Origin of the sequence: Ensifer sp. 1H6, assembly GCF_001976035.1 — a bacterium.
Classification (GTDB): domain Bacteria; phylum Pseudomonadota; class Alphaproteobacteria; order Rhizobiales; family Rhizobiaceae; genus Ensifer; species Ensifer canadensis.
Genome location: NZ_MOAI01000028.1, coordinates 1 through 18,288, shown reverse-complemented (window position 1 = coordinate 18,288; position 18,288 = coordinate 1). Strand labels below are relative to the sequence as shown.

Here is an 18,288-nt window from a genome sequence, read left to right as displayed (position 1 = left end):
GACCATGACGGCCCTCTCACCCGACCGCGTCGTCGTCATCAACGATCGTTCCATCAGGGTTGGCGGCGCCACGAACCTCGCCATACTCTCGGCCGAGTTGCTGCAACGGCGCGACATACCGGTGACCTTCTTTGCCGGGGACAGCGCGCCCGTCGACCGACCGGCCGCCGATACGATCAATCTGGACGCAGTTCCCTTGCTGGAGCGACAAAGGAGCGATGCACTGCGGCTCGGTCTTTACGATCCGATCGTCTACGAGGCCCTCAACGGGTTGATTGCCAGCCGCGACACCCCGTCGACGATCTACCACGTTCATGGCTGGTCGAAGATCCTGTCGCCGGCGATCTTTCGTGCGCTCGCGCCGGTACGCGACCGTGTGGTCCTTCACGCTCACGATTATTTCCTCGCCTGCCCCAATGGCGGTTTCGTCAACTTCCGGACCAATCGTGTCTGTGAGCTGAAGCCGATGTCCGGCCGCTGCCTGACGACGCAGTGCGACAAGCGCGGCCTGCATGAGAAGGCCTGGCGCTCGGCGCGACATATGCTGCGCGAGCACTTCTTCCCGACCAAACGAGCGGCCGCAAACATCATCGTCGTGCATGAGAGGATGCGAGCCTATTTCGACCGTGCCGGCATGAACGGCACGCAAGTGGAAACGGTCCGCAATCCCGTCCTTCCCTTCGTCGGTCCCGGGCTTCAGCCATGGACCAACCGCAACTTCGTGTTCGTCGGTCGGCTCGAACCCGAAAAGGGTTTCGAGGACGCCGCCAGGGCGGCGAGCCTTGCCAAGGTGCCGCTGCATTTCATCGGTGATGGTGCCGGTCGCGCACTCATCGAGAAAACCTATCCAGAGGCGACCGTTCACGGTTGGAAAACCAGGGACGAAATGCGCGATATCATCCGCAGCGCTCGTGCTGTCGTCGTTTCGTCGCGTGTGCCGGAACCGTTCGGGCTGGCGGCCCTCGAAGCCATCGCCAGCGGCATACCGGTCATCCTGACCGATGCGGCGTTGCTCGCCGACGAGATCGCAGCCCTCGGCTGCGGCGTCAAATTCCGCATCGCCGACATCGAGGATCTTGCCGCTGCGATGCGCTCCCTTGCCACCGACGACGCACTGATCCGGCAAATGAGCGAGAACTGTTTCAGGCAGGCAGCCACGCTCGCCCATACGCCCGAAACCTGGGCGGACGCATTGGTCGATCTCTACGGTCGCGTGCTGCATCGTGCCTACCGGACCACGATCGATCTCCGGCAGCATCGACTGACAAAGACAGTGACGCTCGATGATTTGCGCAGTGGAGATGCCTTATGAAACGGTTTCGGTCAGTGGGCGGAGTACTCTTGCGGCAAAGGCTGCGACCGCTTGGCGAAGCCCCGAGCCGTTCTGCCACCTCCCGATTAGGAGGTTTACGCAACGTTTCTGTATTCCTGCCCGGCGTGTACCTCCATTGGACTAGGTCCTGCCCATCAGGGTCGATTGTAAATTAAGGCGCCCGCTGGCAGCCTGTTAAGGGCGAACGGTGTTTGGAGGGGTGAGAGATATGCTGTCCGTTTCTGATGGCGTTGCACGACAGAGGCATACCGCGCGCGGGACCATCGCAACACGGCGCGCTAGCAGATCCAAGCGTCTGATCGACGTGACCGTCTCCATCCTGGCGCTGATCTTCCTTGCGCCGGCCCTGGCGCTGATTGCAATTGCGCTCATGATCGTCGACGGGCGCCCCATCCTTTTCCGGCAGGCCCGTGTCGGCGCGCAGGGAGAGATGTTCGAATGTCTCAAGTTCAGATCCATGCGCCTCGATGCCGCGGAACGGCTTGCGGAACTGCTGGCCTCCGACCCCGAGCGAAACAGGGAGTGGATGGAGAAGCGCAAACTCGTCGGCGACCCGCGTGTCCATTGGCTCGGCAAGATCTTGCGGATGACCTGCCTCGACGAACTGCCGCAGTTCTATAACGTGCTGCGTGGGGATATGAGCCTTGTCGGCCCTCGCCCGATTTCACCTGAGGAAACCGAGAAATACGGGCAGAACCTGCATTACTACACGGGACTGAAGCCCGGTATCACCGGCATGTGGCAGGTGAAAAGACGGCCGGATACAACCTACGACGAGCGGGTCCAATTCGACATCGAGTACTATCAGTCCCGATCGATCTACCTCGACATCGTGATTATCGTAAAGACGGTAGGTGTCGTCCTCTTTGCAACAAACGAGACCTGAGGGGCGTTCACCAGATGAAAAAGAACACGGCGGCCCAAAAGACAAGGCACAGCACGACCACGGACCAGCGAATGGCCAGCTTCGTGTTCCATGCAGGCCGATTGGTCATGGCGCCCTCTTTGTCCAACGACATCCGTCTCAACATCTGCTGCGAGCTCCCCTCTCCCGCTTGCGTCGCCGCTCTCTCCCTAGCCGCAATAGGCCACGGAATTCAGGCGAACTGCGGGCGCCACCGTTCACGCCATCGCCCACTCTGTCGTTCAAAACGGGCTATACCCGAATCAGAGCGACACCGCACACCATACCTTAGGAGTTGCGAATTTTCAGCAAAACGGGGAAATTTCGCAAAAGTCGATACGCAACGCGCGCCACAAGCGGTTGAGCCCGACCCGTTACCACCCTTCCGCCAGCGCCATTTCTTCCCAGTCGTGGTGCAATGATGCCCCGCTGGATCGAGACGGCAATCCTCCCACTACGACGCCTGTTGCCAGGCTCCCCGCGCGCCTTGCGCCTGCCCGACCTGATCGGCGACGGCTTTGCCGCCCTTTGCGCCAAAGTCATCTCGCAGGCTGCCCAGCTGTCGATTTTCATCGTTGCGGCACATGTTCTGGCGGCGGCCGAGTTCGGCTTCTTTGCGTTCGCATCCTCCTTCGCCATCTTCGTTCTCGTCGTCGCCGAGGGTGGATGGGGCGAGTTCATCATGAAAGGCGGCGCCGATAAGACGGATATCGATCAGCTTGCGACCCTGTCGATGCTGTCCGGGCTTATCGCCACGATCCTGGGCCTGTGTACCGCTGCAACCATGTTCATGCTGGGTCACGGCTGGAATGCACTGCTGGTCGCCCTTTTCAGCTCCTGGTATCTGCCGGCATCGCTGTCGACAGTTTACGACGGCATTCTCATCTCTCAAGGTCGATTGCGCGGCCAATCCATCATCAGGATCGCTGCCGAGATCATCGGGCTACTCGTGGCGATCGGCGGGCTTTCCTTGCAGTGGAACATCGTTGCGCTCATCTGCGGACGGTTGGCGCAACAACTGACGATCCTGGCCGCGTCGATGATCCTGGTGCGATGGCTGCCGCGTCTGCGCCTGCGTCGCTCATACGCCGTGCAGGTGTTGGAATTCTCACGCCATATCGTCGCCAACCGGCTCGTGGTGTTCTTTCGCTCCTACGCCGGCACGCTGGTGGTGGGCAGCTTCCTCGGCCTGGCCGAAGCGGGCTACTACCGCGCGGCGGAAAGGATCGTCGCCGCCTTCTCCGAGCTCATGGGCGAGCCCGCCCGGATGCTTGCCTGGATCCTCTTCGGCCGCGTGGCGGGCAAGGACAAGGGCAATGTCGACCGGGCCGCGATCGGGGCGACAGCCACCACCTTCATGACCGTACTGATGGCCATCTCGACGCCGATCTATCTCGGTCTCGCACTGATCTCGGCAGAATTGATCGACGTCGTCTTGGGTGAGAAATGGGCGCCGGCGGCGATCCTCGTCGCAATCCTCGCCGCGAAACAGACGCTTCTGATCCCCGGCTATGTGACCGAACCGCTGCTTTCACTGAGCGGCAAAATTCATCGGATGCCGAGGGCCGTCATGTTGAATGGGGCGATCTCCGTCGGCTTGATCATTCTCCTAACCCCGTTCGGCGCGGTTGCGACGGCGCTGGGACAATGCGTTGCCGCGGTGTTCTCGTTCAACATATCCATGCGGCTTCAATCACGCGAGGGCGAACTTGCCTGGAACCGCGTCCTTCGCGACTGCGGCCTGGTGGCGATCGCCGTCTGCGCCATGGCGGCCGCCGTCTTTCTGTTCGGCCGGATAGCCGAAGCGTCGTCGCTGAAGCAGATGTCGACGATCGCGCTGCAGGTGGTTGCCGGCGCGGCGATCTATGTCGCAGCACTCGCCGTGCTGCAGCGATGGAGCGACGCCCTGCGGCCGATCTTCGCCTTCGGCCGCCACGGATGAGAAACCGACGGAACGACGCAGGCGCGACAACCAGGGGAGACGCATCGTGCTGACCAGCGATATCAGGAACACAGCTTACCCGCTTCTGCGCAGCGCGATGCGTAGCCTCAATCGCTCCCTGACACCGCTGAAGGTGGCCGGTGGACGCCTGCGATATCTCTCGCCTTTTCCGCAGCGTTTCACCGGCGCCTACGCGTCGTTCGAAGACGCCATCGCCGCCGCCCGCTCCAACGGGCTTGCCGGCTATGATCATGAGGAGATCGCCCAGGTCGCCTTCGAGAAGATGTGCAAGGTCGCCCCCTGGGACTATCCGGTGCTTTTCTGGATGCGGCAGGTCATGGACGAGATCGATGGTCTCGTCGATGCCGGCGGCCACATGGGCACCAAATACCGGGCGTTCCGCGACCTTCTCTCGCTCGACAGATCCTTCCGATGGGTGGTCTACGACCTGCCGGCAATCGTGCAGGTCGGCCGACGCAGGGCCGAACAGGACGAGCTCGACAATCTGCATTTCGTCGATCGCATCGTCGATGCCGGCCCTGTGCCGTTGTTCCTCGGCTCAGGCCTGCTGCAATATCTCGATATCCAGTTGTCTGATCTGCTAGGGCGGATGCCCGCCCTGCCCCGCCACCTCCTGCTCAACAAGGTGGCCCTGAGAAAAGGCGGCGCCGTTGTAACGCTGGAGCGCATCGGCACGGCCATCGTGCCTTACCAGATGCGGAACGAAGAGGTGTTCCGCAGCGACATCGAGAGACTCGGCTACCGCCTCGTCGACCGCTGGTCCATCCCGTCGCTCTCACATGTGATCGAAACACATCCCGAGCTGGGGCCGAGCGAAAGCGCCGGTTTCTATTTCCGCCTGCAATGACGACCAAGGGCCTGTAGGCGAAGGGATAGGCATCAAATTCCCGGTACGGCGACCGTTTCCTCCGCAACCGCACGAGACGTCACCGTCGCTGCCGGGCGTCTTTCCAGCCGCATCTTCAGATGATCGGCAAGACGCATCGCCAGGCCAAGCGTCATCAAGGTCGGATTGGCGTGGCCGGGCGTCGGAAAGATCGAGCTGCCGGCGACAAAGAGCCCGTCCACTCCATGCACCATGGAATTCGCATCGACGACACTGGTGGTCGGATCGCTCCCCATGCGCGTCGTGCAGGACGGATGCGCCATGTCGGTGAACGCCGCCTTCCCATCGTCGTCCTCGGCTATCCAGTCGACCAGACGCGGCTGTGGAAGGCCATTGCGCACGAATTCGGAGGCCAGTGACCACGCGAGCCGCTTGACGCTCTCAACCTCTGTTGGGCCGATTTTCCAGTCGACGCGCGGTATCGGCACGCCGAACTCGTCCCGTTGATCAGACAGGGTGACGCGGCTCTCCGCGTCGAGTTTCTGCTCGACCATGACATCGAAGCGCAGCGCGTCGGACCGGTGCATCATTCCCCGCTTCTGCACCTTCCGGCGGAAGGTACCTGCTGCCAGGAAGGCAGGCGACCGCGCGACAACAGCAAGATCACTCGCAAGTCGCGTGCGGTCGCCCCGCATCAGTCGCTTCAGCGCCGCCCAGGGATCACGAGCCGAATGAATCTGCACGGGATAGGCCGCACAGTTGACGAGCTCTTCGCGTCTCTGCACAGCGGGACTGAGGCGCAGACCGTGGAGATAGAACCGGGTCGCCCCCTTATCGGACAGGCCGTAGAAATTGAAGTGCCGGGCCACGGCGTTGATATCCCGCCGTTCGAACTGCAGAAGCGTCGAGCGGGGGTGGTCGGCGAGGTAGCGCCCGACGACACCTCTGCCATTGCCGACACCGCTCGACATCACCGATGTCGAAGCCAAAAGCAGGCGGGCGTTCTCGATGCCGCCGGCACACAGAACGACGGTCTCGGGCCGTACACTTGCGGAAGCTCCGTCAAGGCTCCGCAGATCGAGCGATGCGACGCGACGGCCACTCTCGTCAAGATGGATCGCCGTGACCGTGGCATGCGTCAGGATCTCGATGTTCGCCGCCACCAGCTCGGCAGCCACATTGGCAAATCGCATGGGCTCGCCGTGCCGATCACGCTCATGGCTGAACTGCCAGAAGAACGGGCGAAGGAGATCGCGGTCGAAACCGAGTTCGTCCGGCGGCGAGTGCAGCCGGCCAAAGAGCCTCTCGTCATAGAGATTGGGTCCGAGATTGAGCAGGCGCGCCGCGCGATCAAGCCCCGGCGCCAGGCTTTCGCGCGTCATCGGCCAACCGGAGACCGGCAGCCAGGGCCGGCGCTCCAGGTCGATTTCGTCGAAGCTCGCGCATTTGCCGATCCAGGTATGCGTGCTGCCGCCGAGCACCCGGTTGCGCAGCTCGAAAGGGGGGATGTCATTCAGCCATTCGAGGCTGCCGTTATAGCCGCGGCCGGGACTTTCGACGCCGTCTCGGACGACGGGTTCGCCGACATTGACGACGGCATTCAACGTCTGCTGGGCGGCCTCGAAGTCGGCGCCACCGCTTTCGATGATCAGTACCCGGCAGCGGCTGTTGGCGAATTCCCGAGCGATCGTCAGCCCGACGGGACCACCGCCGATGATTGCCACATCCGGACGAAACTCGGTGCCTGAGGGCGCTGATCGGAGATCGCGGATCGGCATGAAAAGAACTCCCACGTGCTACATACAGGTCGTAGCACCAGCGCTATCGCGCCGAAATCTCCCAATATGCATAGGGGAGTAGGGTAACTACTGATTTCGGCTAGTTGGAGCCTGCACACTTTGCTCAGGCTCTGGCCGGAAGTCCATTTTGAAACGATATCGCGACACGACTAGGCTTGATCATTGGGGCCGGTACCCCGCAGGCGATTTGTCTTCATCCCTGGACGCCGATGGTCGGCGCACACGGAGCCGGCGAGGATCGGAGGGTGCGGTATGGCGCGTGTAGGTATCAGGGAATGGCTGGCTCTCGCTCCGGTCTTTGCGTCAGGGGAGCTTGCCCGCTTCGGCGGCGACGGCAACGGGCCGCTCACGCGCTTCGAGGCGGATTTCTCGGCCAAGTTCGGCACAGGCCATGTGCTGACCGTCAGCAGCGGCACGGGCGCGTTGATCGCCGCTCTGGCTGCTGCCGGCATCGGCCCGGGCGACGAGGTGCTGGTGCCCGCCTATACCTGGATTGCCACGGCCGCGCCGCACTGGCCGTCGGCGCCGTCCCCATTATCGTCGAGATCGACGAGACATTGACAATGGACCCGGCAGATATCCTGCGAAAGATCACGCCCCACACGCGCGCCATCGTCCCCGTGCACATGGCCAACATGGTGTGCGACATGGACAGCATCATGCAGATTGCCCGCCAGCACGGGCTCGTTGTCATCGAGGATGCCTGCCAGGCGGTCGGGCTGACCTACAAGGGTGTGCGGGTGGGCACGATCGGTGATGCCGGGGCCTTCAGCTTCAACCAGTTCAAGAACATGAACATCGGCGAAGGCGGGGCCGTCGTCACCGACGACGACCGGCTCTTCGCCAGGGCGCGCATGTATCACGATATCGGCGCGCTGTTTCGCGGCCACCTCGACAATGCCAACGAGCCGCCCATGCTCGGCATCAATCTCAAGGCCAGCCAGATCCAGGGTGCCATGCTGAACGTCCAGTTGAAGAAGCTGGATCCGATGATCCGCCGCATGCGCCGCCGCTACGATGCGATTGCCGAGATCCTGTCGGCCAGCAATGCGATGCGCATCGGCCCGCACAACGACCGGGACCATGCTGCCGGCCTGCACGTGATCTTCGATACCGCCGAGGAGGCGCGGGCCTTTGCTGCCGAAAACAAGCGCGGCGTGTATCGGCCCTACGATTCCAGCCGGCACGTCTACAGCAACTGGTTGCCGGTGCTGGACCAACGCACGGCAAATCCGAAGATGAACCCCTATGCCTGGGCGTCCCGCAAGATCGAGTACTCGCCGGATATGTGCCCGCGGTCGCTCGATATCCTGAAGAGGACCTGCCGTATCGGGCTCGGCGAGAACTATCCCTTGCCGCTCATGACCTATTTCGCCCGACGCATGGTGCGCCAGCGACCCGCTTCGAAGGGGAGCCTCGTCTATGCGACCTAGCTTGGATCGGATCGGTCCCAACTTCATCGACATCTGGCGCTGGAGCCTTGATCCGGCCCCGTGTGAAATTGACCGCTTGTTCCCAATGCTGAGCGGTGAGGAGAAGGCGCGAGCCTCCCGTTTCGTCTATCCGGAACATCGCCAACACTTCATAGCCGGCCGTGCCGGCTTGCGCCTCGTGCTCGGCCACTACCTCCACCTGCCGCCGCACCGCATCGGGCTGACCTACAACGTCTTCGGCAAGCCGCGCATCGCCGGCGCATCGGAGTTGCTGCATTTCAATCTCAGCCACAGCGCCGATGTGGCGATGCTGGCGGTCTCCGACCATTACCCCGTTGGCATCGACGTCGAAGCAATCAAGCCGCTGAAAGAGGATATTGCCGGACATTTCTTTTCGAAGCGCGAGTGCGCGGCTCTCGCGGCCTTTGCCGGCGACGACTATCTTAACGCGTTCTATCGCTGCTGGACGCGCAAGGAGGCTTTCGTGAAGGCTCATGGCGCCGGGCTATCGCTGCCGCTGGACTCATTCGACGTCACCGTCGACGCAGCCTCCCGTCCAAGGCTCGAATCCCTTGATGGTGACAGAGATGCGCCGCTGAACTGGAGCCTCTTCGACCTCGCGAGCCCGCCTGGTTTCGCTGGCACCCTGGCAGCGCTCACCCTCGGCAATGCCGTCCATCTTCGCTATAGCGATCACGATGTCCTGGCGCTCAAAGCGTCAGTCGCGCATCCAGCACATACCGATCCCCGGCAGCGTCAAAATGGTGGCAGCCGAGCAATCCCGGTTTGAAATCGGGCTTGATCGTTCTGATGCACCGCTCCCGGTAGTTCTCCAGGTCCAATTGCTCGATTTCCATGATATTCAGCCCGTAGCCGTAGATGCCGTGCGCATTGTGCTGCGATGGGCGGAAGACACGGCCCTCGCGCGCAAAGATCCGGCCGGCATTGCGGGCAAACGTGCTGCCGAGCACCACCGGATTGCGTTTGTGCGGCGTGATGCGCGCAAGCCCCGGCCCATCGACTTCAAAGATATGAAGCTCGCTGCAGTGATCCTCATAGGCGTGAAACTCGGAGAGGTTCGTAAACAGCCACCACCGCCCGTCATGGCGCGTCAGCACGCTGTCTGCGGCAGACATGCCATTGAGCGCGGTCGCATGCAGCTCCCACTTCAGCGGAAACTCGACGCAGCGCCAAATCTCGATGCGCCTGGACTGATGCGTCTCGGGCATCATGAAGATGTCGTCGCCGTCGCGGAAGACGAACGGGTAGGACAGGTGGTAGTCGCAGTTCAGCGCGACACCCACCGGCTCAAGTCGATCGCCGTCAAAGCGGCCGACTGCGATATGCGCCTTGCGGTCGCCATCGGCATAGGCCTCGTAGAACAGGTAGCACTCGCCTTCATGCTGAAGCAGAAACGGATCCGCCTTGATGTCCGTTGACGTCGGCGGGATTTCGACGGAAACGCCGGGCTCGAAATCGTCGATGCGGCCGCTGCCGGTAAAGAGCGTCCAGACGGCCGACCCCGTGCCGGCCTTGTGCTGCAAAGCCTTCTTCGCGCGCGCGACGAGCTGGCCGCTGAGGATGCCGAGATACCGGCCCAACTCGTCAATCGACGGCGGCGCGGCTTGCCGGCGCGCCGGCAGAGGCGTGGTGATAAGCTCCCCGGTATCGGCCAGTCGCGAGAGTTCGCGCAGCAGCAGGGTGGCGGCGCGCTCCTTGACGAAGTTGATGTTCCTGACCGCGCTGAACTTGATGTTGAAGGAGGACAAGGCGATGGCAACGGACGAGGCTGAAGCCCCGAGCCGAACGTAGAGCGAAAGGTCCACGGCCGGCGCACCGCTGGCCACTTCGAGATAGCTGAACCATTCGCCCGCTCCCGACTTCTGGTCGGAAAAGGAGAGCGCCCATTCGCCATAGGGCAGCTCGCGCACGGCGTCGTCGGGCAGACCGTTCGGCGTCATGCGGACCACCAGATCGAGACCGAGCTCTGCCACCTGCGCCTGGACGGCCCCAGGCTGCGCCGATGCCAAAGGCACGATACGCTGCTTGCGCGCATCGAAGTTGCAGGGGTTATATACCGCCTGGCGGCCGAACGCCGCCTGCTCGAGCCGATGGGCGAGCTTGAAGAAGATGGAGCTCCTGCCGACCCCATAGGGTGCCGGATGAACGAGCAAGGCGGTCAGCGCGTATCGCGGATCGGCCACGATCCGATCGAAGACCATCAGTTGCCAATTCTCGAAGTGCTCGTTCTGTTCGACCAGGACGGCGATGCGCAATGGTAGGCTTGTGACACGCATGGATGTTGCCTTCGCACGTCGTGTTCAGCGCTCGTCGGAGCGGAACCTGTTGATGACGATGGTCGCCAGGGCCTGAATGCTGTTGCTGTTGAGGCTATCCTCGTGCCAACCCTCGAGGTCGAAAACCTCGCTGTCCGGGGTGATTGCACCACCCCAGCCGAAGAGCAGCTTGCGCGCACGGCGATGGGTGGCTTCACTGCGGAACAAAAGCACCGACTTTTCATTCGTCGGTGGCGGACGATAGCGACGGGCCGCATTGACCAGCAGGTCGGTAACGTCGGCATTGACTGCTTCTTCCTGGGAATAGGTCCCCGCCCGCAGGCCCAGATGTTTGAGCAGGGCAAGCGTGAAGTTGAACTCCCTGAGATAGTCGACGAAGCTGATGCGGCCGGAAAAGAGCTTGCGCGTGAAGTAGCCGACGCGCTTCACCCGGCGCTCGCTGTTCCAGCGAAGGCGCCGAAGCCGGGGCTGCGACTTGACATAGCCCGGTGCCCAGGCATCGATGACGGCCGTGAAGCGAAGATCGGCGCCGCGCTCGCGCAGCTGGCGGGCAATTTCGACCGCCAGCACGCCATTGACGCAGAGCCCCATCACGCCGACCGGGCCTTTCAGAATATCTGCGCCCATACTGTCGACGGCATGCCCGGCGATCTCTTCAAGCGACATGGAGGCGAGATCGCCGGTGAGGTCCGCATGGAACATGTTGGCGTTATAGACCGAGACGGTATCGCCAAGATCGGTCGCAAGCCGGTAGTAGAGGAACGGATGATTGAGCGTGTAGAGCGTATAGGGCGCATCGGTGCGCCCGCAGGCCCCCACGCTCCAGGGATTGGCGCTTGCGGATTCCAGATCGGTACCGGTCGGCTGCGCTTCGCCAAACAGCGCAGTGGAAAAGCCCCCGAATGTCGGCTGCTTGAAGAGCAGCTCCAGGTCGGCCTTTGCCCCAAGCTTCGATCTGGCGCCGGAGAGCATGCGCAAAGCCAGCAGCGAGTGACCGCCGAGCGCGAAGAAGTTGTCGCCGGGCGCGACCGTCGGAACGCCGAGCACCTCTGCCCATATCGCAGCAAGAGCCTTGGTCTGGTCGGTTCGCGCCGCCGGTACTGGTGCCGAGACATCTGTTGGCTCAACGCGATCGGCCACAGCCTTGGCGAGGATGGTCGGCGGCGCCGGTATCCGCAACGCGGTTCGATCGATGGTGCCGCTGGCATCGCGCGGAAAATTGAGAAGCACGCTGACACCACCCGGCATCGCGGATTGCGAAAGCTGCCGGCTCAGATACTCCATCAGGCCATCAGGCAGGCGATCGAGCGGTTCGGTGATCGTCGGCGCCGGCGTGACGAAAGCATGCACGCGCTTGCCATCGCCTTCGACCAGCACCACGGCCGAACCGACGGATGGATGGGCCGCAAGCATCAGTTCGATCGCCGTTGCCGGCCCCGTCTCCACTCGCAGCGCCTTGATCTCCCTCGGAGGGATGACCAGTGAGGAAAGGGGCGCCGAGGGCCGTTCCAGCGCCGCTTCATAGGCCTCCTGCCAAAGCCGCAGAAGAGATTCGATCGTCGACTTTTCAAACAGGTCGGCATTGTATTCGATCGACATGCGCCATCCGCTCGGCCTGCCGATCATGATGAAGCTCAGATCGTAGATGACACCCGGCGATTGCGACGGCGCGCTGAGCAGCTCGAAACCTCCATACTGATGGTCTTCCAGGAACGCCTTCTGCAGGTTGAAGTTGACCGAGATCAGCGGGTTGCGCGAGGGATCGCGCACCGGATTGACCAGTTCGACCAGTTTGTTGAACGGCATTCTGTGATGGTTGAGGGCAGCCGTCACCGTTGCGGTTGCTAAACGCACATGCTCGGCAAAGGAAATGTCACCGGCCATGTCGAACCGCAGAACAACATTGTTGATGAAGACCCCGATAAGGTTCTCCAGATCCGTCTCGTCGCGCCCGGCGACCTGTGAGCCGAACATGACGGTGTCATGTCCGGTATAGCGGTGCAGCAACGCGCTGACGACGGCAGCCCCGAAACTGTAGAGCGAGACCCTATGCGCGCGGGCGGCGGCGTCGATCCGCTCGCTGAACTCGCTCGGGTTGTTGACGGACAGGATATTGCCGCGGCTGGTCTTGACCGGTCCGCGCGGCGTGTCGGGAATAACTTCGAAATAGGGCGCTCCGGTCAGCTGTTCGCGCCAGAATGACTTCTCGGTCTCGAAACCGTAGCTGTTCAGATACTCCTGCTGCCACAGCGAGAAATCGCCGTATTGCAACGGCAGGTCCGGAACAGCCGGCTGCCGGCCGGCATCAAGCGCCGCCGCGATCTCGCCGACCTCGCGGCCAAGCACGCGGATCGACCAGCCATCAAAGCAGCTCTGGTGGGCGGTGATCAGTAGAAAGCCCCGCTCGTTCTCTACCATCAGCAGCGAAACGCGGAAGAGGTAGGGACTGCTGAGGTCGAACGGCGCGCGCGCGGTCTCCTCACCGATCGAGAGGATACGCTGATCGCGCTGATCGGCAGGTACGTTTCGCAGGTCGATGACCGACATCCTGAAGTCGACTTGGTCGACCACCTGCTGGCAGGGCCTACCGCCGACTTCGACGAACCGGGTGCGAAGGGCCTCATGACGCTGGATGACTGTACGAAAGGCGGCCTCCAACGTCGAGGATCGGAATGCGCCTCGGATCTCCCATCGGACTGCGACGTTGAGCGCCGGATTGCCTGGCTTCAGCTGGTCGAGGATCCAGCAGCGCAACTGGGTCTGGGAACAGGGGAACTCCGCAATCACGGTGGGTTCGGCGACAGGTGCAGTGTTGCTTGTCTCTTTCATACTCTTGATACCTGCTCAAACCGGCGCCGCGCGCCATTGCGGAAATCTCTCAGCGAAGGGACCTGCGGCTGGGTGCCGTTCGGATCGATGTCGTCGCGTGTCTCGGCAAAGGTGGCGAGTTCTGCGATGGAGGGATGCATCATCAGATGTTTGGCCTCCAGGCGCAGACCGCTGTCGAGCATGCGGGCGGCGATGCGGAAGATGATCAGCGAATCCGCGCCGAGCGCGTAGAGGTTGTCCTCGACGCCGATCTCCTGCGCGTTCAGAACCTCGCGCCAGATCTCGCAAAGCTGCGTTTCCATGGCGGTGCGCGGCGGCACCCTGATGGCCGTGGTCTCGCGTTGCGGCAAACCACGCTGTTCAAGCGTCTTGCGGTCGAGCTTGCCGTTGGCCGTCTGGGGGAGAGCCTCCTCAAGCACCCAGAAACCGGGGACCATATGCGCCGGCAGGTTGGCCTCCGCATGGGCGGCAAGCGCGGATGCCGAGGGTTTGCTGCTCAGGTCTTCCGGGATGACATAGCACACCAGCTGCTTGTCGCCATTGCTGTTCGGGGCGGCGACGACGGCGCATTGGCGAACGCCGGCGGCGCTGGAGATGGCAGCCTCGATATCGCCAAGCTCGATGCGGAAACCGCGCAGCTTGATCTGCTGGTCGCGCCGGCCGAGCAATTGTAGCGAACCATCCGCGAGCCGCCGACCGACGTCGCCGGTCTTGTAAAGACGCTGAACCGTTCCCGTGCCGATGTCGATATCGGCGAAGGCCTTCTCGGTCAGATCAGGGCGGGCGAAGTAGCCGTTGGCAAGGCCCTCGCCGCCGATATGCAGTTCACCCGTGACGCCGATGGCGGCAACGCGGTTGGCCTTGTCGAGGATGAGGAGCTGCGTGTTGGCGATGGGATGGCCGATGGTGATCGGCTTTTCGCCATCCTCGATCCGTTGCACCGACGACCAGATCGTCGTCTCGGTCGGGCCGTACATGTTCCACAGCTCGCTTCCGAGGCCGAGCAATGAAGAAGCGAGCGCCTTGGGAAGCGGCTCGCCGCCGCACAGCATCTTGAGGTTCGAGCGGCTGAGGCCGGCTTCGACCAGCATCTGCCAGAGTGTCGGCGTCGCCTGGAGCACGGTCGCACCGCAGCTTTCGACGAGCCGCACCAGAGCAAAACCGTCGCGCACCGTGTGCCGGCCGGCAAGCACCACCTTCGCACCTGTGATCAGCGGCAGGTAGAGTTCAAGGCCGGCTATGTCGAAGGAGATCGTCGTCACCGCGACGATCGTATCGCGATCGTCAAGCCCCGGCTCCCGCGCCATCGACGTGAGGAAGTTGACCAGGGCGCGATGGGAGACTTCGACCCCCTTCGGTGCGCCGGTCGATCCCGACGTGAAGATGATGTAGGCCGGCGTCGCCGCGTCCGTGGGGACCTTCGGCAGTGCAGTTGCCGCGCCGGTTGTGTCGACGTCGCTATCGATGCGGATGATCGCGACGTCCTTGCCGGCCAGTCCCTCTGCCCGGTCGCTATCGCAGATCATGCCGGCAACGCGCGCAACCTCAAGGGTTTGCGACAGGCGGGTCTCAGGATGGGCAGGGTCGAGCGGCACATAGGCATGTCCCGATTTCATGATCGCCAGCAGGGCGATCACCATTTCAAGCGACCGTTCGGCGAGAAGGGCGATGCGCTGGCCCGGCTCCGGGACGGTCTTCTGGATTTGGCAAGCCAACTGGTTGGATCGCCCTTCAAGCTCGCCATAGGTCATCGTCTTGCCGTCGAGTTCGACGGCAATCGCGGAAGGCTGCTCGGCCGCCTTTTGGGCAAACAGCGAGAAGACGAATGCGTCGCGATCGTAGTCGGCGGCCATGTCGTTGAGGCCCTCGGCAAGCCAGGCCTGTTCGGCCGCAGACAGGAGCGGCAGATCGTGGATCGGCCGGGTGATGTCGGCTGCCAGCGCCGCAACCAGTGTCGCGAAATGGCCGATCCAGCGCTCGATCGTGCTGCGCTCGAAGACCTCGGCATTGTAGTCGACATCGATGCGAACGCCGTTGGGGCTTTCGGTCAGGTTGAAGAACATATCGAAGTTGGAGAAGGCCTTGGCGTTCGACGCGATCTTCGTCTGCAGCCCGCCGAACTCCAGATTGTCAGGAACCCGCTCGAGGTTGAACTGGATCTCGGTCAGCGGCAAGCGGTGCGTGTCACGCTTGACGCCGAGCTTACGGACGAGCGTGCCGTAGGTGTAATCCTGGTGCTCGAACGCACCGAGCACAAGCTGCTGCGTCGCCTTGAGATGCTCGTCGAAGCGCTTGTCCGACGAGACCGTCTGGCGAAGCGGCAGGAGGTTGACGCAATGGCCGACGAGCGTCTGGCCGTCGAGCAGGCTCTGCCCGGCCGAAGGCACGGCGACGACGATGTCGTCCTGTCCGGAGAGGCGGGAGATCATGATTTGCAGCGCCGCCAGCAACGTCGAAAACAAGGTCGCGCCGGACTTTGCACCTGCCTTCTTCAGGGCTTTGTAGGTTTCCGCCTCGATGCTTCCGGTGACGGTGCCGCCGGCAAAGCTGCGGCGATCCGACCGCGGCCGGTCCAGCGGCATTTCCGGCAGATCGGGGACGTCCTTGTATTGGTCGAGCCAGAATTGTTCGGTCGCGTTCGATATATCCGCATTGGGAGCAAGATCGGTCGCGTAGGTGGCAAAGGAGAGCGGCGTCGTGAGCCCGGCCTCGGCGTTGCGCATCAAGGCGGAATAGGTCGCGGCAAGCTCTTCGATCAGCACATTGATCGACCAGCCATCGCAGATGATGTGGTGTGCGGTGAAGACCAGGCGGTGACTGTCGGGAGTCATCCTGACGATGGAAGCCCGAACGAGTGGCCCATCGGCAAGATCGAAGGGAGTGCGCGCATCTTCGTCGATCAATTGCTGCAACAGCGCCTCGGCATCGTTCTCGCCGGCAAGGTCGATATCGGCGACATCGAGCACGAAATCGGGAATGAACTCGAAATGATCCCCCGCCCGGCCGAACCGGATCTGCAGCGCATCATGGCGTGCGACTACGGCATCAAGCGCCCGGCCCAAGCGTTCGCGATCCAGCGGCCCGTCCAGAACCATCGTGAAGGACTCGTTGAAGGAGCAGGAGGCTTCATCGCCGACCTGGGCGGCCAACCAGATTTCCTTTTGCGCTTCCGTCAGCGGCGCCGTTGACGGTCGGGCAGTTGCCACATCAGCAGGCTCCGGCGCGATATCCTCTGCCTGGCGTTGCGTGCCGAGGATGCCGACCGATTGGAACGCATCAAGACTGGTGCGGAAGGCGGCAGCGATCGCCTGGAAATCCGCCTCGCTGTGGGCGGTCGTCAGGAAGCAGGGATAGCCGTCCTGGATATGAATACCCTGCATGCGCATCTTGGCATAGAGGAGCGAGCCCAGCGGATCGTCGCTGCCGAAGTCGGCAAAGAACCAGCTCTTGTAGCTGTTGATGGTCTTGGCGATACCGCGCCGGGCGAGATCCGCATTGATCTCGGCGACCAGAGCCTGCGTGCGATCGGCGACGGCGCCATAGAGTGCGGCGCCCTCGCCCCTGATGTGCTGAAGAACGGCCCGCGCCGCCGCAAGCACGAGCGGATGGCGCACGAAGGTCCCGGCAAAGAAGGTCGGCGCGGTCATCGGAACGCTATCGTCGCCATAATTCCAGCATCCGCCGTCGAGTGCATCCATGAAGCGGCTGTCGCCCACCAGCACGCCGATCGGCATGCCGCCGCCGATGACCTTGCCATAGGTCGCCATGTCGCCCTTGATGCCCCAGACGGCCTGCATGCCACCGGGATCGACGCGGAAGCCGGTGACGACCTCGTCGAAAACCAGCGCGAATTCGGATTTCGTGGCAATAGCACGCAGCTCGCGCACAAACTCGACCGGCCGTAATTCCGGATGACGGCTCTGGACCGGCTCGATGATCACCGCGGCGATATCGCCGGCATTGGCCTTGATCCAGTCAAGACTTTCCGGATCGCCGTAGCGAAGAACCGTCATGTTGGCGACGGAGGCGGCAGGGATGCCGGCGGCGACCGGTATCGCGACCGGCGCACCAGCCCGGTTCCGGCCCTTGACCAGCACCTCGTCGAACTGCCGTGATAGTCGTTGCCGAAAATCACGATCCGATCCCGGCCGGTCACCGTGCGCGCCACCCGCATGGCCGCCATGACGGCCTCCGAGCCGGTGTTGCAGAAGGTCACGCGTTCGTGCCCGGTCATCTCTGCGATCAGTTCCGCGACTTCGCCGGCAAGCGGCGTCTGCGGGCCGATGGCAAATCCGGCGTCGGCCTGCGCCTTCACCGCCTCGACGACGAAATCCGGCGCATGGCCGAAGGCCGTCTGACCCATGCCGTTGACCAGATCGATATATTCATTGCCGTCGACGTCCCAGATGCGCGATCCCTTCGAACGATCGGAAACGACGGGGAAGACCATCTCCTTCCAGTCCTGGCGGAAACCGGCAGCGGTGCGCGGATCGGCGAGCCACTTCCGGTTCTGGCCGGTGAAGCTCTTCGATTTCCCGTTCCGTGCCTCGTAGGCGGCGATCAAGTCGGCGACGAACGCCTGCTTCTGTGGGGTCATCTCGGTCGAAAGGCTCTTGGCGCCGGGACGGTAGAGCTTGATGCGCTCCGCTCCGATTTCGCCATCGGCGGTGCGATCGACCTCAATCTTCGATACCAGCTGCGGCTCAATCGTCGCGATCGGAGGGGCGATCGCCGCCGCAACAATGGTCGACTGTGCGGAAGGGGCTGCGACGGAACCTGTCGCCTGGAGCACCTGCAACTGCTGCGTAACGATCGTCTGCAGCATCTGCAATTGCGACTGGAGGACGGACTCGATGCCGGCAACAGTCGCGGCTGTGGTGACGGGGGCAACGGTAAGCGGCAGG

10 protein-coding genes and 1 pseudogene are annotated in these 18,288 nt (G+C 62.8%); 6 read left to right on the top strand and 5 right to left on the bottom strand.

Annotation, left to right across the window (positions count from 1 at the left end; translation table 11 throughout):
• Nucleotides 1–4 precede the first annotated feature (4 nt).
• From BKP54_RS26545 to BKP54_RS26530, 4 genes are all read left to right on the top strand, one after another.
• On the top strand, nt 5–1,312 hold the full coding sequence (locus BKP54_RS26545) for a glycosyltransferase family 4 protein (RefSeq protein WP_025428355.1): 1,308 nt from the start codon (nt 5–7) through the stop codon (nt 1,310–1,312).
• Between the two features lie 229 nt (nt 1,313–1,541).
• Nucleotides 1,542–2,219, top strand: a complete 678-nt coding sequence (locus BKP54_RS26540) for a sugar transferase (protein ID WP_025428354.1) — start codon at nt 1,542–1,544, stop codon at nt 2,217–2,219.
• A gap of 439 nt (nt 2,220–2,658) precedes the next feature.
• Nucleotides 2,659–4,179 carry an oligosaccharide flippase family protein gene (locus BKP54_RS26535; protein WP_057207541.1) on the top strand — a complete coding sequence of 507 codons (1,521 nt, stop codon included), beginning with the start codon at nt 2,659–2,661 and terminating at the stop codon, nt 4,177–4,179.
• A 46-nt stretch (nt 4,180–4,225) separates the two neighbouring features.
• Complete coding sequence (locus BKP54_RS26530) at nt 4,226–5,047, top strand: methyltransferase, TIGR04325 family (RefSeq protein WP_244496064.1); 822 nt, start codon at nt 4,226–4,228, stop codon at nt 5,045–5,047.
• Between the two features lie 32 nt (nt 5,048–5,079).
• Here BKP54_RS26530 and BKP54_RS26525 read toward each other — a convergent pair whose 3' ends face one another.
• On the bottom strand, nt 5,080–6,804 hold the full coding sequence (locus BKP54_RS26525) for a GMC family oxidoreductase (protein ID WP_084815186.1): 1,725 nt from the start codon (nt 6,802–6,804) through the stop codon (nt 5,080–5,082).
• Nucleotides 6,805–7,077: 273 nt separating this feature from the next.
• Between BKP54_RS26525 and BKP54_RS26520 the strand changes: the two are divergent.
• Together BKP54_RS26520 and BKP54_RS26515 are read left to right on the top strand one after the other, a co-directional pair.
• A pseudogene (locus BKP54_RS26520) lies at nt 7,078–8,258 on the top strand (DegT/DnrJ/EryC1/StrS family aminotransferase).
• Complete coding sequence (locus tag BKP54_RS26515; protein WP_025428349.1) at nt 8,248–9,048, top strand: 4'-phosphopantetheinyl transferase superfamily protein; 801 nt, start codon at nt 8,248–8,250, stop codon at nt 9,046–9,048. Before BKP54_RS26520 ends, BKP54_RS26515 begins: the two are co-directional and overlap by 11 nt.
• Here the strand turns inward: BKP54_RS26515 and BKP54_RS26510 are convergent.
• The 4 genes from BKP54_RS26510 to BKP54_RS37185 all read right to left on the bottom strand — a co-directional run.
• Nucleotides 8,969–10,555 carry a hypothetical protein gene (locus tag BKP54_RS26510; RefSeq protein WP_057207539.1) on the bottom strand — a complete coding sequence of 529 codons (1,587 nt, stop codon included), beginning with the start codon at nt 10,553–10,555 and terminating at the stop codon, nt 8,969–8,971. The genes BKP54_RS26515 and BKP54_RS26510 overlap by 80 nt on opposite strands.
• Nucleotides 10,556–10,579: 24 nt before the next feature.
• Complete coding sequence (locus tag BKP54_RS26505) at nt 10,580–13,384, bottom strand: condensation domain-containing protein (RefSeq protein WP_084815185.1); 2,805 nt, start codon at nt 13,382–13,384, stop codon at nt 10,580–10,582.
• On the bottom strand, nt 13,381–17,481 hold the full coding sequence (locus BKP54_RS26500; protein ID WP_280951689.1) for an amino acid adenylation domain-containing protein: 4,101 nt from the start codon (nt 17,479–17,481) through the stop codon (nt 13,381–13,383). Before BKP54_RS26500 ends, BKP54_RS26505 begins: the two co-directional genes overlap by 4 nt.
• Nucleotides 17,394–18,288, bottom strand: an 895-nt coding sequence (locus tag BKP54_RS37185; RefSeq protein WP_280951688.1) for an aminotransferase class III-fold pyridoxal phosphate-dependent enzyme, incomplete at its 5' end; no start/stop codon positions are given. The genes BKP54_RS37185 and BKP54_RS26500, both read right to left, overlap by 88 nt.

Excerpts from the sequence above, each read along its gene's own strand:
- BKP54_RS26510 (WP_057207539.1), bottom strand. The coding sequence starts at position 10,555 with ATGCGTGTCACAAGCCTACCATTGCGCATCGCCGTCCTGGTCGAACAG.
- BKP54_RS26535 (WP_057207541.1), top strand. The coding sequence starts at position 2,659 with ATGCCCCGCTGGATCGAGACGGCAATCCTCCCACTACGACGCCTGTTG.
- BKP54_RS26540 (WP_025428354.1), top strand. The coding sequence starts at position 1,542 with ATGCTGTCCGTTTCTGATGGCGTTGCACGACAGAGGCATACCGCGCGC.
- BKP54_RS26545 (WP_025428355.1), top strand. The coding sequence starts at position 5 with ATGACGGCCCTCTCACCCGACCGCGTCGTCGTCATCAACGATCGTTCC.
- BKP54_RS26515 (WP_025428349.1), top strand. The coding sequence starts at position 8,248 with ATGCGACCTAGCTTGGATCGGATCGGTCCCAACTTCATCGACATCTGG.
- BKP54_RS26525 (WP_084815186.1), bottom strand. The coding sequence starts at position 6,804 with ATGCCGATCCGCGATCTCCGATCAGCGCCCTCAGGCACCGAGTTTCGT.
- BKP54_RS26505 (WP_084815185.1), bottom strand. The coding sequence starts at position 13,384 with ATGAAAGAGACAAGCAACACTGCACCTGTCGCCGAACCCACCGTGATT.